This is a genomic window from Mycolicibacillus koreensis, from assembly GCF_002104795.1.
GTDB classification, from domain to species: Bacteria; Actinomycetota; Actinomycetes; order Mycobacteriales; family Mycobacteriaceae; genus Mycobacterium; species Mycobacterium koreense.
In genome coordinates this window covers 1-13,795 of record NZ_NCXO01000069.1, presented here as the reverse complement: position 1 = coordinate 13,795, position 13,795 = coordinate 1, and the positions used below count along the sequence as shown (strand labels likewise).

Below are 13,795 nucleotides of genomic sequence, written 5' to 3'. Positions count from 1 at the left end.
CCTTCAATCATTTGGCTACGACACGCCGGTCACCAAGATCAGGTCCCGACTCGTACACCACTCTGGTGGACGCAACCGCATCCAGGCGTGGGCGCAGGGTGTGGTGGCGGCGGACGACTTGGAAGATGTGGAAGTAGCAGCGCTGGATCCTGGTGGTCGGCCAGCAGGAGCCCAAGGCGGCGTGCAGGCCGGTACCGCCGTCGACGACGGCCACCCGGGGAGCGGGTAGCCGTTGCAGGATTTGTTGCCAGGCGATCTTCTTTTCCCGGTCACACCATTGCCAGTCCAGGACGTGGGTGCCGTCGGTGGCGATCAGCAGGCACCACGACTGGAAGTAAGTGCCATCGAGGATCACCACCGGTGGGGCGCTCGCCGGTGGGGGCGGGGGTGGGACTTCGATGCGCCAGCACCACGCGGTCTGGCGGCGGAAGGTCCGCGCACTGCTGGAAACCTGCGTGGGCCGCGTTGAGTCCAACAGCCAGGACAGGAACGCATTCAGTTGTGCCTTGGCGGTGATGTCAGGGCGGGCCTGGGTGCTCGAGGCCCCGCAGGTAGTGCAGCGCCACCGGGTCCGCCCAGCCGAGGTCGTCCCGTTCTTGACCAGCTTCGATCCGCATACACCACAGGTCGGGGAATTACGAGCACCAGACACTGAACATGCTTACAAAGCATGTTCAGACCCCCATCAGCCGAGGTCAGGGCCCAGAAATCAGCAGATCTATACACACATTTTGGCCGTTAACCCTCGGTCGGGGCCTTTTTCCGTGGTGATCCGCGGGAACTCTCAGCGTCAGCCGACTGATCCTCTCCAGGAACCCGCCACGACCGGGTCGCGTAGGTTCCTGGAGAATCAGATCCACGAACCGCACGCCGCCGTCAACGAAAGTCATCATGCCCGAGGATCAGAGCACCGACGTTCCGCCCAATCACCTCTCCATCGATCCGCGCAGCGCCTTCTATGACGAAGAGGCGCTCAGCCGCGGCGTGGGCATTCGCGTCAACGGCGCCGAGAGAATCAATGTGCACGAATACGACGTGGCCGAAGGCTGGGCGCGGGTGGAAGTGCCCACCGCCAAGGATCGCCGCGGAAATCCGATGGTCGTCAAGCTCAGCGGCACGGTTGAACCCTATTTCCGCACACCGGAGTAGCGGGATCTGCGGGAGCCGGCCACGATGAGAGGAGCGCGCTACCGCGAACCGCTCGCCGCGCTCGCGACGAGCACCGGCCGCGCCGCAGGCTTCTGCACCAACTCGTCGAGGTCGATGTCGAAGGCCTCGGCGAAGCCCCGCAGCGCGACCGTCGCCCTGGGCTCCTTGCGCCCACCATGGGTGCTACCACCTCGGGGAAGTGAACCGGTGTGCGGGCCGCTCCGCGACGGCACCACCGCGAGCGCGAGGCCCGCAGAAGTCAGCGCGGTGACCCAGCGCGAAGGTGGTGGATCGATTCATGCACAGCCCCGTTCTTTCGTAGCAGCCGCTCGGTCGCGCCAAGCTTAAACCGTAGCACCACGGTAGCGCAACAGTTTTATTGAAGCATGCGGGGTGGACATGAAGATTTTCGCGGTCGCAATGGCCGCCGGTGACGACCCGGCTCCCCCGACCATCGCCCCGCTACCACCACCATCGGCACGGTGGGCGCGGATTGTCTTCGCGCACATCCCGGCAGGGCGGGCGCCGTCCCGCCGGTGGCGGCGCACTCGTCGACGGCGGGTCCTGCGACCACGCCAGCGCCACGTCACCGGTGCGCGGCACCGCCGGCACGGACGCGCCCACCCCGACGACCGTCAGCGTCGCGGCAGCGGCCAGGGCGACCGACGCGGCAAACCCTGCGACGACTCGCCCCAGCGGCCGTGTCTCCTGTGGTGCCATCGTCTGTGGTGCCATCGTCAAAGTTCAGCGCCGGTCGCCCCCGTCCGTCAAGACCCGACCGGCCCCCATTGCGCACCGCCGTGCCGCCCGGCAGTCGCTGAGCCAGGGCTACGATTCGGCCCGTGCACATCTCGCGGGTCCTCGGCCATATCGGCTGGTGGGTGTTCGTCGTGGGCCGACTCCTCGCCGAGACGGCCGCTGGCTCGGGGCTGCCGCGCCGCTACGCCGACGCCCTGCCCGCCGGTCCCCCCTTGAGTGCGGCCACGCTGCTGGCCGGCGCCGCCCTGCTCGCCCTGGGGGTCACGGTGGTGGCCGCGATCATCGACGCGGTGGCCCTCGATCGCCGGTGGCTGGGCGCGGCGACGGTGGGCGCGCCGATCCTGGGTGCGGTGCTGGTGCTGGTCGCGCTGCGCGGTGCCACCTCCACCCCGGGCACCACTTCCACGGCCGGCTGGCTGGGGGCGGCGGCGGGAATCGGGCTGGGTATCGCACTGCGGGAAGGGTGGAGTCGCGCCGTCGTCCCGGCACTGAGCCCGCCACCGTCGTCGTGAGCAGGGCCCGCCACAGGCGGCGGGCGCCGAGCGTAGCCTCGCGGCGTTAACGCGACGTGCGCACCCGCCGATAAGGGGATGCGACACACCCGAGCCCGCCCCGGCGCCGATCGATATGCCGACACCAGATCTGTCGTCACCGGCGGGGACGGCACCGACGCTTCCCTAAACACCCGCCGGCGCGGCAGCGTCCGCCCCTCAGGCCACGGTGAGCACTTTCGCCGAGGCCCCGATCGTGGTGTCCTCGGTGCCCATCATGGTGCGCATCAGCACGTCGTGTTCGCGGGCACCGCGGGCGGCGGCACGCTCGATCCCGCCGGGCAACGCCAGCGCGGCGACACTGCGCACCACGTTGACCGGAAAGCGCACCAGCGGATACCAGGGCAGCACGAACGCCGGCAGCCCCAGCGCCCGCATCACCCGCGGCCCGAGGAACCCGCTGGCGATCGAGAGATGCTGGGAGCGCGCGACACGGCGGCGCAGCCCGGCCAGCGCGCGGTAATGCCAAGCCAACGGGTCATCAGCCATCGGGACCGCCAGTTGCCGCGACGACTCGTCGGGCGCCGACAGCGCCCCCAGGGTGTGGTAGAGGATCCGGACCGCGTCGCGGAAGCTGCGCGGCAACCACTCGTCGTCGACCCCCATCAGCCACCCCACATACCGGGTCAGATGCGCGATCGCCTCCAACTCGCGGGGGCTGAGCACCACACCCAGGCCCAGCGCCCCGACCGGCGGGGCCACCAGCGCCCCCACCAGGGTGGCGGCCATGTCGGTCTGGTTGACCGGTAGGCCCCAGTCCCCGGCGCGCCAATCCGGCAGCTCGGCGACGTAGCGCCGGACGTATTCGTGGATCAGCCGCACCCGAAGGGTGGCGCGGTAGCCGGAGCCGCGCAGGGTCAACCCGTCGTCGGCGATGACGTCCATCGCCCACTGCATGGTCTCGGCGAACCGCTTGTTGGAGCCCTTCTCCAAGGTCCCGGTGCGGATCAGGGTCATGTTGAACGACGAGAACTGGTAGCCGCCCATCAGCGACACATCGCGCGCGATGTACATCCCGTCGGCGCCGCAGCGGCGTAGCGCCCGCTGCCCGCGCACGATCATCGCCGGATCCACCCATGTCGGGATCGGCTCGAACTCGGCGAAGAACCGCCGCAGCGGCTCGGGTGCATCGGGAACGCCGGCGATCCCCTCGACGAGGATCCGGTCGAACAGCGGGCGGGTGGTGGCACTGCCGGCCGTCGTCATCCACTCCACCAGCGCGGCCATCGGTTCGTCGCCGGCGGTGAGTTGACGACCGAGGCGCTGCCACTGCGCCGCGCTGGGCGCCCCCACCCCGAGTGCCGTGGCCAGCAGACGCACCGGTGCGGGCACCGGGCCGGGCTTGTCGGGGTGGCGGGTGGGGATCGCGGACATCGTCGGTGCTCCTTGACACGGCCATCGGATAACGGGCGTGTTCTGAATTTAGGGTCCGGTTAAGCTGCTGTCAATGACGCGCACATCCGGGGGTCGCGACTACGGCGGGGTCAGCGCGGCCGACCGCCGCGCCGATCGACGCGGGCGCCTGCTGGCCGCCGGCCGCCAGATCTGGGGCACCGCCGGCATCACCGAGGTCACCGTCCGCGGGGTGTGCAGCGCGGCGGGGCTGATCCCGCGGTATTTCTACGAACAGTTCCCCAACCGCGACGCCCTGCTGTATGCGATCTCCGACGACGTGCGCGACGAGCTGCTCGCCGCGCTGGTCGCCGCCGGGGTCGGCAACCCCGGAACGCTGAGAGACAAACTGTGCTCCGCGCTGACGGCGTTTTTAAACCTGCTGGCCGCCGATCCGCAGATCCATCGCATCACCACCAGCGACCTGTCGAGCGTCCCGGGCCTGAGCGAACACCGCACCCACATCCTCGACCTGCTCACCGGGCTGGTGGTTCAGCACGCCCCCGACGTGCTCGACGGTGACCTGCCCGCGCCGGCCGAGGTGCGTCGCGGGGCACTGTTCGTGGTCGGCGGGGCGAACCGCATCATCGAGGACTGGCTGGCCGATCCGCGGGAGTCGATCGCCGAGGTGGCCGCGGCCACCGCCGAGCTGTGCACCGCGGCGGTGGCCCACCTGGCGCGCACCGGTCCCCGCTGAGCCCCGACCCCGCTACACCATCGCGCGGCGCCCGGCGAACGCCCGCCCCAAGGTGAGCTCGTCGGCGAACTCCAGGTCCCCGCCCATCGGCAGCCCGGAGGCGATCCGGGTGACGGTCAGCTCGGGGATGTCGCGCAGGATCCGGACCAGATAGGTGGCGGTGGCCTCGCCCTCGGTGTTGGGGTCGGTGGCGATGATCACCTCGGTGACGTCGACGCCGTCGACCCGCTCCCCGATCCGGTGGAGCAGCTCACGGATGCGCAGCTGGTCGGGGCCGACGCCGGAGAGCGGATCCAACGCCCCGCCGAGCACGTGGTAACGCCCGCGGAATTCGCGGGTGCGCTCGATGGCCTGCACATCCTTGGGCTCCTCGACCACGCAGACCTGGGTGCCGTCGCGGCGCGGATCGGCGCAGATGCGGCAGCGCTGATGCTCGGCGACGTTGCCGCAGACCTCGCAGAACTGCACCCCGTCGCGCACCCGGGTCAGCGCAGCGGTGAGCCGGTCGATCTCCGGCGGCTCGACACCGAGCAGATAGAACGCGATGCGCTGCGCACTTTTGGGTCCGATTCCGGGCAGCTTGCCGAGCTCATCGATCAGGTCCTGGACCGGGCCCTCAAACATGACGTGTCAGCTTCAGGCCGGCGGCATACCCAGCGCGTCGCCCATGCCGCCGGCCAGCGGGCCCAGACGCTCCTGCGCCATCGCCGTCACCTGCGCCGACGCGTCGGCCAGCGCACCGACGATCAGGTCCTGCAGGGTTTCGATGTCGTCGGGGTCGACCACCTTGGGGTCGATCTGCACCCCGGTGACCTCCCCGCTGCCCTTGACCGTGACCTGCACCAGGCCGCCGCCGGCCTGCCCGCGGAGCTCGGTGTTGGCCAACTGCTGCTGCGCGGCCATCAGCTGCTGCTGCATCTGCTGTGCCTGGGCGAGCAACGCCGACATATCGGGTTGGCTTCCGGGTTGCATGACAGTCCCCTTGCGTTGTGGTCTCGAGTTGGTTTCGCCTTGGAATCTCGTCCGTTTCGAGATGCCCAGCCTAGTCGCCGGGGGGCTACGGTGGCGGCGTGCCTCTACCAAAGTGCTCGCGTGTCGGGGTTGCGATCGCCACCGGATGGGTCGTCGTGGCCGCCTTGCTGTCGCCGTCACCGGCGGCGGCCGTCCCCAGCGCCAACGTCGCCGGCAAGATCGTGTTCCTCGATCCGGGCCACAACGGCGCCAACGACGCCTCGATCAGCAAGCAGGTGCCCACCGGCCGCGGCGGAACCAAAGACTGCCAGGCCAGCGGCACCACCACCGACGACGGCTACCCGGAGCACACCTTCACCTGGCAGACCACTCTGCTGATCCGTCAGTTGCTCGACCAGCAGGGGGTGCGCACGGCGCTGTCCCGCGGCAACGACAACGCGCTGGGTCCGTGCGTGGACGCCCGCGCGGCGATGGCCAACAACCTGCACCCCAACGCGATCGTGTCGATCCACGCCGACGGCGGCCCGGCGACCGGCCGCGGTTTCCACGTCAACTACTCCGCACCGCCGCTCAACCAGGCGCAGGCCGGCCCGTCGGTCCAGTTCGCCAAGGTCATGCGCGACAGCCTGGCCGCCTCCGGCATCCCGCCGGCCAACTACATCGGCCAGGACGGGTTGAAGGGCCGCGACGACCTGGCCGGGCTGAACCTGGCGCAGTATCCGTCGGTGCTGGTCGAGTTGGGCAACATGAAGAACCCGGCCGACGTGGCGCTGATGAAGTCCGACACCGGGCGGCAGAAATACGCCCAGTCGGTCACCCGCGGCATCCTGGCGTTCCTCGGCGCCCAGCGCTGAGCCGGCTGCGCGGGCCGGTTACCCGCCGGCTTCGACGCGCTGTTTGAGGTTCGCCAGCACCTCACCCTGGATGCGTTTGAGGCCCAGCGGGGCGAAGATCCGTTCGAAGATCCCCTTGACCCCGCCGGCGCCGGTCCAGGTGGTGGTGACGGTCACGCTGCAGCCGGGCCCGGCGGGCGCGACGGTCCAGTTGGTCACCATCGAGGAGTTGGCGTCCTTTTCGATCACGGCGTGTCCGGCGACATCGACACCGACCTGCACGTCGCGCACCCGCGACTTGGTGGCCTGCAGCCGCCAGGCGGCCACCGTTCCCTGCCCCTGACCGCCCTGCAGCACCCGATAGTCGCTGTAGGCGGGCGACAGGATCGCCGGGCGCACGGTGTCGTAGTCGGTGATCGCGGCGAGAACCGGGGCCACCTCGGCATTGATCAACACGCCGGCGGTCGCAACGACCTGTCCCATCGATGACACTCCTTTTGTTTCGAGAAAATTGTCGGTCGAGAAAATTGTCGGTCGGGGAAACCCCGCTCCGCGCCCGCCCGCCGTTGTGATCCGTGCAGGGGCCGCGGTCCGCCGCTAGCGTATATGTGGTGGGGAATTCGGCAGCGGGGCGCGCAGACCGGTACGCGGCCGGTGTGCAGCGCCTGCTGGACAGCTACCGCACGATCCCGGCGGACGCCCCGGTGCGGTTGGCCAAGCCCACCTCCAATCTGTTCCGGGCGCGCGCGGCGCACCGGGCCCCCGGTTTGGACACCTCGGGGCTGACCGGGGTGCTCGCGGTGGACCCCGAGACCCGCACCGCCGAGGTTGCCGGGATGTGCACCTACGAGGACCTGGTGGCCGCCACCCTGCCCTACGGGCTGACGCCGCTGGTGGTGCCGCAGTTGAAAACGATCACCCTCGGGGGGGCGGTCAGCGGGTTGGGCATCGAGTCGGCGTCGTTTCGCAACGGTCTGCCGCATGAGTCGGTGCTGGAGATGGACGTCCTCACCGGGGCCGGTGAGGTGCTCACCGTCAGCCGCGACCGGCATCGTGATCTCTTCCGCGCCTTCCCGAACTCGTACGGCACCTTGGGTTACGCCACCCGGCTGCGCATCGAACTCGAGCCGGTCGCCCCGTTTGTGGCGTTGCACCACATCCGTTTTCACACCCTCGAGGAACTGCTCACCACCCTGGAGCGAATCCTGGACACCGGGGGCTACGACGGGCAACCGGTCGACTACCTCGACGGGGTGGTCTTCGACGCTACGGAGAGCTACCTCTGTGTCGGCGTGCAGACCGCCACCCCGGGGCCGGTCAGCGACTACACCGGCAACCGGATCTACTACCGCTCCATCCAGCACGACGACGGCGTCCTCGACGACCGGCTCACCGCCCACGACTACCTGTGGCGCTGGGACACCGACTGGTTCTGGTGTTCGCGGGCGTTCGGCGCACAGCATCCGCGGCTGCGGCGGTGGTGGCCGAAACGGTGGCGGCGCAGCAGCGTCTACTGGAAACTCATCGGCTACGACCAGCGGTTCCACATCGCCGACCGGATCGAGAAATTCCGTGGCCGCCCCCCACGGGAGCGGGTGGTGCAAGACATCGAGGTGCCGTTGGAGCAGACCACGCAGTTCGTGTCGTGGTTTCTGCGCACGGTGCCGATCTCGCCGTTGTGGCTGTGCCCGCTGCGACTGCGTGACCCGGCGGGGTGGCCGCTGTACCCGCTGCAGCCGGCGCGCAGCTACGTCAACGTCGGATTCTGGTCGTCGGTGCCGGTGGGCGACACCGACGGCGCAACCAACCGTCGGATCGAGGAGAAGGTGGGCGAGTTGGGGGGACACAAATCGTTGTACTCGGATTCCTATTACTCCCGTGACCGGTTCGAGGACCTCTACGGCGGTGAGAACTACCGGACGGTGAAGAAGGCCTACGACCCCGACGGTCGGCTGTTGGATCTGTACGCCAAGGCGGTGCAGCGGCGATGACCCGGATCCCCCCTGCGCTGATCGGCTCGGGCGGCTCGGGCCGGTTGAGCCTCGCCGAGATCCTGGAAACCCTCGCCGAGGGCGGCCGGTTACCGTTGCGGTTCACCGCTTACGACGGCAGCACCGCCGGGCCCCCCGATGCGGAGTTGGGCCTGGATCTGGCGACCCCCCGCGGGTTGACCTACCTGGCGACCGCCCCGGACGATCTGGGATTGGCGCGCGCCTACATCTCCGGCGACCTGCAGACCCACGGTGTGCATCCCGGCGACCCGTACCGACTGCTGCGCGCCCTGGCCGACAAACTGCAGTTCCACCGCCCACCGCTGTGGATGATGGCGCGCATCGTGCGGTCGGTGGGCCTTCAGCATTTCGTCCCGATCGCCCCGCCGCCACAGGAGGCCCTGCCGCGGTGGCGACGAATCCTGGAGGGCTACCGGCATTCCAAGAGCCGCGACGCCGACGCCATCCATCACCACTACGACGTGTCCAACGCGTTCTACCGGTGGGTGCTCGGACCGTCGATGACCTACACCTGCGCGCTCTACCCGCACCCGGACGCGAGTCTGGAAGAGGCACAAGAGAACAAGTACCGGTTGATCTTCGACAAGCTGCGCTTGTCCGCCGGCGACCGGTTGCTCGACGTCGGGTGCGGCTGGGGCGGCATGGTGCGCTACGCGGCCCGACGCGGGGTGCACGTGACCGGTGCGACCCTGTCGGCCGCGCAGGCGGAGTGGGCGCGTCGGCAGATCGCCGAGGAGGGCCTCGACAAGCTCGCCCAGGTGCGCCACTGCGACTACCGGGATGTGCCCGAGTCGGGGTTCGACGCGGTCTCCTCGATCGGCCTGACCGAACACATCGGGGTGAGCAACTATCCGGCGTACTTCGCGTTTTTGAAATCCAAGCTGCGCACCGGGGGACTGCTGCTCAACCACTGCATCACCCGCCACGACAACACGTCATCGCACACCGCCGGCGGGTTCATCGACCGCTATGTGTTCCCCGACGGGGAGCTGACCGGTTCCGGGCAGATCATCAGCGAGGTGGAGAACACCGGTATGGAGGTGCTGCACTCGGAGAATCTGCGCCACCACTATGCGTGGACGCTGCGGGACTGGTGTTCCAACCTCGTCGACCACTGGGACGAGGCGGTCGCCGAGGTGGGTCTGCCCACCGCCAAGGTGTGGGGGCTGTATATGGCTGCTTCCCGGGTCGGCTTCGAGCACAACGCGATTCAGCTCCACCATGTATTGGCCGCCAAACTCGACGACTACGGCGGGGACGCCGGCCTGCCGACACGGCCGTGGTGGCAACCCTGAGTTCAGCGCTCTACGCGCCGCGCGAATCCCGGGGCATGTTCGGGGCGCACCCCCACCCTGACGAAGTAGGCCGGGATGCCGGCCAGCCACGGCGCGACCGACAGCAGCCGCATCACCCACGGCGGCGGGGTGAAGGCGTCGCCGCGCAAAGCTCGGTCGAGCAACCGGTGCATGCCGCGCTGCACCGTCTGGGTGACCGCGGTGGCCGCCATCCGCCGCCGACGCACCGCAGCGAGGTGACGTCCGCGCACGCCGCCGCGCAGCAGCGGCCCGGCGAGCACGGCGGCCGCAGCGACGGCGTCCTGCACGGCCAGGTTGATTCCGACACCACCGACCGGCGACATGGCGTGCGCGGCGTCGCCGATGCACAGCAGACCCTCACGGTGCCAACGCCGTAACCGGTTGACCCGCACGTCGAGATGTTTGACGTCGTCCATGGAGGTCAACGCTGCGACATCACCGACGTCGGCGGGTATCAACTCGGCGACCCCCCCGGCGGAAGTCCTCGATGCCGCGCCGACGCACCGCAGCGTCGGTGCCCTTCTGCCCGAGGTAGGCGACCTGGTAATAATCCCGTCGCGGGATCAGCAGCGCGACCCTGCCCGGCGCCAACCGTGGCACCAGTGTCGGTGGCACCGAACCGGTTCGGGGCAGCCGGAACCACCACACGTCGAAGTTGACCGGGAATTCGCGGGAGCGCAGCCCCGATGCCCGTCGGACCACCGACCAGCGTCCGTCGCAGGCGACGGTAAGATCAGCTCGCAGTTCGGCGGGGCCGGAAGGGGTTTCGTAGCGAACTCCGTTGATGCGCTCATTGTCGGTGAGCAAACCGGTCACCTCGGCCTGCATCAGTAGCGTGAAGGTCGGTTCGTCTGCGGCGGCGTCGGCGAGCAGCGTCAACAGATCCCATTGCGGAACCATGGCGATGAACGGATGCGGTTGGCGACGCAGCCGGGTGAAGTCGACGAGAGTCGCTGTACGCCCACCTGATTCAATTTCACCTCGGTGGATCTCGCTGAACGGCAACGCGGCGAACCGCTGCCACAGACCCAGCTCGTCGAGTAGGCGCATCGTGGTCGGATGCACGGTGTCGCCGCGGAAGTCCCGGAGGAAATCGGCGTGCTTCTCCAGCACCGTCACCGCCACGCCGGCGCGGGCCAACAGCAGCCCCAACACCATCCCAGCGGGCCCTCCCCCGACGATCGCGCAGGTGGTGCGCCGTTGCGTCGGCTCCATCGTTGGCCACCGGCCTTTCTCTGCGCGGTTCGACGGTGACCACCCTACGGCCGCGGGCGGCGGTGTCGACCGAAACGGCCGTCATCGATCGGCTCGCCCGGTAACGTCGGCCTGATGCGGATCGGGAGTAGCCGATGCTGATCGCGGCATTGCGGGACCTGCAATGGCGCAGGCGCCGATTCGTCATCGCGATCGTCGGCACCGCGATGGTGTTCGCGATGACGTTGGTGCTCACCGGACTGGCCAACGGGTTCGACGCCGAGGCCCGCCGCACCGTCGACACCATCGGGGTCACCACGTTCGTCATCAAAGACGGTTCGGTCGGCCCGTTTTTAGGATCCGGGCGCTTCCCCCAGAAGGAGGTCGACGTGGTCGCCCGGGTCCCCGGGGTGACGACGGCGACACCGCTGGTCTACGCGGCGGCGATCCTGCAGGGCGACCGTGGTCCGGAGAACGTCAACGTCTTCGGCGCACCGGGGGAGGGTCCCGGCATGCCGACACCGCAGGACGGGGAGCTTCCCACGCTGCCGGACGAGGCGGTGGTCTCCACGACACTGGGCCGCGCGATCGGTGACAGCCTGGAGATCAACTCGCGGACCCTGCGGATCGTCGGGTTGCTCGACACCTCCACCGCACTGGCCGGGCAGGCCAATGTGTTCATGACCCTCGGCGGGGCGCAACTGCTGTTGTTCTCCGGGCAGCCGCTGATCTCCTCGGTGGCCGTCGTCGGCGATCCGCAGGAAGCGCCGCAGGGCTACCGGTTGATCGGCCACGAAGACGCGGTCGCCGACCTGCTGCGCCCGCTGCACGGCGCCTACACCGCGATGTCCTACATGGCGATGCTGCTGTGGGCGGTGGCCGCGCTGATCGTCGGGTCGCTGATCTACCTGTCGGTGTTGGAACGCACCCGCGATTTCGCGGTGTTCAAGGCCATCGGGGTGCCGACCCGGTCGGTGCTGGCGGGCCTGGCCGTGCAGGCGGTGATCGTCGCGACGGTCTCCGCACTGCTGGGGGCGGTGTTGTCGCAGGTGCTCGGTCCGGTGTTCCCGATGCGGGTGCTGGTGCCGGCGTCGGCCTTCGTGCTGTTGCCGGTGCTCGCCGTCGGCATCGGGTTGTTGGCCACCGGGGCGGGGTTGCGCCGCACCGTGCGGATCGATCCGGCGTTGGCGTTCGGAGGGCAGTGAGCCGTGGGTGATCTGCGCATCAAGGACCTCGTCGTGGAGTACTCCAGCGGCGGGTACGCGGTGCGGCCGATCGACGGGCTGGGCCTGGAGGTGGCGGCCGGGTCGCTGGTGATCCTGCTCGGCCCGAGCGGGTGCGGCAAGACGACGCTGCTGTCCTGCCTGGGCGGCATCTTGAGCCCCACCTCCGGGCGCATCGAGTTCGGCGATGTGGATGTCACCGCCCTGGACCGCCGCGCGTTGGCGCGCTACCGCCAGGAGACGGTCGGCATCGTGTTCCAGGCGTTCAACCTGGTGGCGAGCCTCACCGCGCTGGAGAACGTGATGGTGCCGCTGCGCGCGGCCGGGCGCTCGCGGCGCGCCGCACGGCAACGCGCCACCGAGTTGTTGGAGCGGGTCGGGCTGGCCGATCGGATGCAGCACCGCCCCGGTGACCTCAGCGGCGGTCAGCAGCAGCGGGTGGCGGTGGCCCGGGCGATCGCGTTGGATCCGCCGCTGATCCTGGCCGACGAGCCCACCGCGCACCTGGATTTCATCCAGGTGGAGGAGGTGCTGCGGCTGATCCGCGAACTCGCCGCCGACGACCGGGTCGTGGTGGTCGCCACCCACGACACCCGGATTCTGCCGCTGGCCGATCGGGTGGTCGAGATGGTGCCGCACTTCTCATCGGTCGATCGCCCGCCGCAGACGCTTCGCCTCGACCCCGGCGAGGTGCTCTTCGAGCAGGGCACGATCGGCGACCTGATCTACATGGTCGACGACGGTGAGCTGGAGATCGTGCGCGAACTCGCCGACGGCGATGAGGAGGTGGTCACCGTGGCCACTGTCGGGGAGTACTTCGGGGAGATCGGCCCGTTGTTCGCGCTGCCGCGCTCAGCGACGGTGCGCGCCGGCACCGCTGCGACCGTGACCGGCTACACCGTGCAGGCGTTTCGGGAACGGCTGGGCAACTTCGCGTTACGCGACCTCATCGAGCACCGCGATCTCGAGCCCACCGAGGACACCAAGGACACCAAGGACACCGAGGAGGACACCGAGGACACCGAGAACACCGAGGAGAAACCCGCCGAGAATCCTGAGGAGGATCCCGCGGGGGACACCGCCGAGGACACCGGCGATACCGCGGAGGACACCCCAGACACCCCAGACAACGAGGCCGACTGAGCCGGCCTCACCCCCGGTCGATCGGCCGGGCGCCCAACTCGTTCTGCAACAACTGCAGGGCCGCCTCCTCCGGGTCCAGCCGGGGTGCCTGCGGGTCGTCGTCGCCGGCCTCGGCGAGCATGCTGTCCTCTTCGGCGCGCTGCGCGGCCGCGGCGGCGCGTTGCGCGGCCTGGGCGTCCACCGCGGCCACCCCACCCGCGTCGGCGGCGGCGGGCTCGGCGGCCGGCCCGGTCGCCGGCGGTCCGAACTCGCAGCGCACCCGCCAGTTGACGCCGAGGGCGTCCTTGAGGGCGTCGGCGATGACGTCGGCGTTGCGCTGTTCACTGAGCCGGCGGGCCAGCGGTTCGGACTCGTGGCTGAGCACCAGGGTGGTGCCGTCGACGGCACGCACCGTGGCCCCGGCGAGCATCACCTCGCTGGTGCGGCTGCGCTGTCGCACCTTTTCGCGCACCGTCGACCACATCTTGCGCACCGCGGCCGCATCGGGTTGCCCGGCCGCCGGGGTCGGCGTCGGGGGCGGGGTCGAGACCGGCGGCCGGGCAACCCGATGCGGC

At 69.5% G+C, this 13,795-nt stretch carries 13 protein-coding genes and 3 pseudogenes; 8 read left to right on the top strand and 8 right to left on the bottom strand.

Annotation, left to right across the window (positions count from 1 at the left end; genetic code table 11):
* Positions 1-7: 7 nt before the first annotated feature.
* A complete protein-coding gene (locus tag B8W67_RS19005) occupies positions 8-652 on the bottom strand; it encodes an IS1/IS1595 family N-terminal zinc-binding domain-containing protein (RefSeq protein ID WP_264033571.1) in 645 nt (214 codons plus the stop codon).
* Positions 653-891: 239 nt separating this feature from the next.
* Here B8W67_RS19005 and B8W67_RS19000 point away from each other — a divergent pair, with 239 nt between their 5' ends.
* Positions 892-1,149: a DUF3297 family protein gene (locus tag B8W67_RS19000; RefSeq protein WP_069393126.1), complete on the top strand. Its 258-nt coding sequence runs from the start codon at positions 892-894 to the stop codon at positions 1,147-1,149.
* A gap of 462 nt (positions 1,150-1,611) precedes the next feature.
* On the opposite strand, the gene B8W67_RS20655 is transcribed toward B8W67_RS19000, so the two are convergent.
* A complete protein-coding gene (locus B8W67_RS20655; RefSeq protein ID WP_133056153.1) occupies positions 1,612-1,884 on the bottom strand; it encodes a hypothetical protein in 273 nt (90 codons plus the stop codon).
* 107 nt (positions 1,885-1,991) lie between these two features.
* On the opposite strand from B8W67_RS20655, the gene B8W67_RS18990 reads away from it, so the two are divergent.
* Positions 1,992-2,420, top strand: a complete 429-nt coding sequence (locus B8W67_RS18990) for a hypothetical protein (protein WP_234806827.1) — start codon at positions 1,992-1,994, stop codon at positions 2,418-2,420.
* A gap of 198 nt (positions 2,421-2,618) precedes the next feature.
* Here the strand turns inward: B8W67_RS18990 and B8W67_RS18985 are convergent, their stop codons facing one another.
* A complete protein-coding gene (locus tag B8W67_RS18985; protein WP_085305677.1) occupies positions 2,619-3,833 on the bottom strand; it encodes an oxygenase MpaB family protein in 1,215 nt (404 codons plus the stop codon).
* A 73-nt stretch (positions 3,834-3,906) separates the two neighbouring features.
* Here B8W67_RS18985 and B8W67_RS18980 point away from each other — a divergent pair, with 73 nt between their 5' ends.
* Positions 3,907-4,548 carry a TetR/AcrR family transcriptional regulator gene (locus B8W67_RS18980; protein WP_085305675.1) on the top strand — a complete coding sequence of 214 codons (642 nt, stop codon included), beginning with the start codon at positions 3,907-3,909 and terminating at the stop codon, positions 4,546-4,548.
* Positions 4,549-4,560: 12 nt separating this feature from the next.
* On the opposite strand, the gene recR is transcribed toward B8W67_RS18980, so the two are convergent.
* A complete protein-coding gene (gene recR / locus B8W67_RS18975; protein WP_069393130.1) occupies positions 4,561-5,172 on the bottom strand; it encodes a recombination mediator RecR in 612 nt (203 codons plus the stop codon).
* Positions 5,173-5,184: 12 nt separating this feature from the next.
* On the bottom strand, positions 5,185-5,520 hold the full coding sequence (locus tag B8W67_RS18970) for a YbaB/EbfC family nucleoid-associated protein (RefSeq protein ID WP_084228970.1): 336 nt from the start codon (positions 5,518-5,520) through the stop codon (positions 5,185-5,187).
* A 98-nt stretch (positions 5,521-5,618) separates the two neighbouring features.
* On the opposite strand from B8W67_RS18970, the gene B8W67_RS18965 reads away from it, so the two are divergent.
* Complete coding sequence (locus B8W67_RS18965; RefSeq protein WP_085305673.1) at positions 5,619-6,374, top strand: Rv3717 family N-acetylmuramoyl-L-alanine amidase; 756 nt, start codon at positions 5,619-5,621, stop codon at positions 6,372-6,374.
* 18 nt (positions 6,375-6,392) lie between these two features.
* Here B8W67_RS18965 and B8W67_RS18960 read toward each other — a convergent pair whose 3' ends face one another.
* Positions 6,393-6,836 carry an SRPBCC family protein gene (locus B8W67_RS18960; protein WP_069393133.1) on the bottom strand — a complete coding sequence of 148 codons (444 nt, stop codon included), beginning with the start codon at positions 6,834-6,836 and terminating at the stop codon, positions 6,393-6,395.
* Between the two features lie 128 nt (positions 6,837-6,964).
* On the opposite strand from B8W67_RS18960, the gene B8W67_RS18955 reads away from it, so the two are divergent.
* Both B8W67_RS18955 and B8W67_RS18950 read left to right on the top strand, forming a co-directional pair.
* Positions 6,965-8,344 (top strand): FAD-binding oxidoreductase, encoded by a 1,380-nt coding sequence (locus tag B8W67_RS18955; RefSeq protein WP_197747566.1) that lies wholly within the window; start codon positions 6,965-6,967, stop codon positions 8,342-8,344.
* On the top strand, positions 8,341-9,660 hold the full coding sequence (locus B8W67_RS18950) for a class I SAM-dependent methyltransferase (protein ID WP_069393135.1): 1,320 nt from the start codon (positions 8,341-8,343) through the stop codon (positions 9,658-9,660). Before B8W67_RS18955 ends, B8W67_RS18950 begins: the two co-directional genes overlap by 4 nt.
* Before the next feature lie 2 nt (positions 9,661-9,662).
* On the opposite strand, the pseudogene B8W67_RS18945 reads toward B8W67_RS18950, so the two are convergent.
* Positions 9,663-10,896 (bottom strand): annotated as a pseudogene (locus B8W67_RS18945) (FAD-dependent oxidoreductase).
* A gap of 134 nt (positions 10,897-11,030) precedes the next feature.
* Between B8W67_RS18945 and B8W67_RS18940 the strand changes: the two are divergent.
* Together B8W67_RS18940 and B8W67_RS18935 are read left to right on the top strand one after the other, a co-directional pair.
* On the top strand, positions 11,031-12,080 hold the full coding sequence (locus B8W67_RS18940; RefSeq protein ID WP_069393137.1) for an ABC transporter permease: 1,050 nt from the start codon (positions 11,031-11,033) through the stop codon (positions 12,078-12,080).
* A 3-nt stretch (positions 12,081-12,083) separates the two neighbouring features.
* A pseudogene (locus B8W67_RS18935) lies at positions 12,084-13,064 on the top strand (ATP-binding cassette domain-containing protein); the annotation flags it as partial.
* A 184-nt stretch (positions 13,065-13,248) separates the two neighbouring features.
* On the opposite strand, the pseudogene B8W67_RS18930 reads toward B8W67_RS18935, so the two are convergent.
* Positions 13,249-13,795: pseudogene (locus B8W67_RS18930) on the bottom strand (DNA polymerase III subunit gamma/tau); the annotation flags it as partial.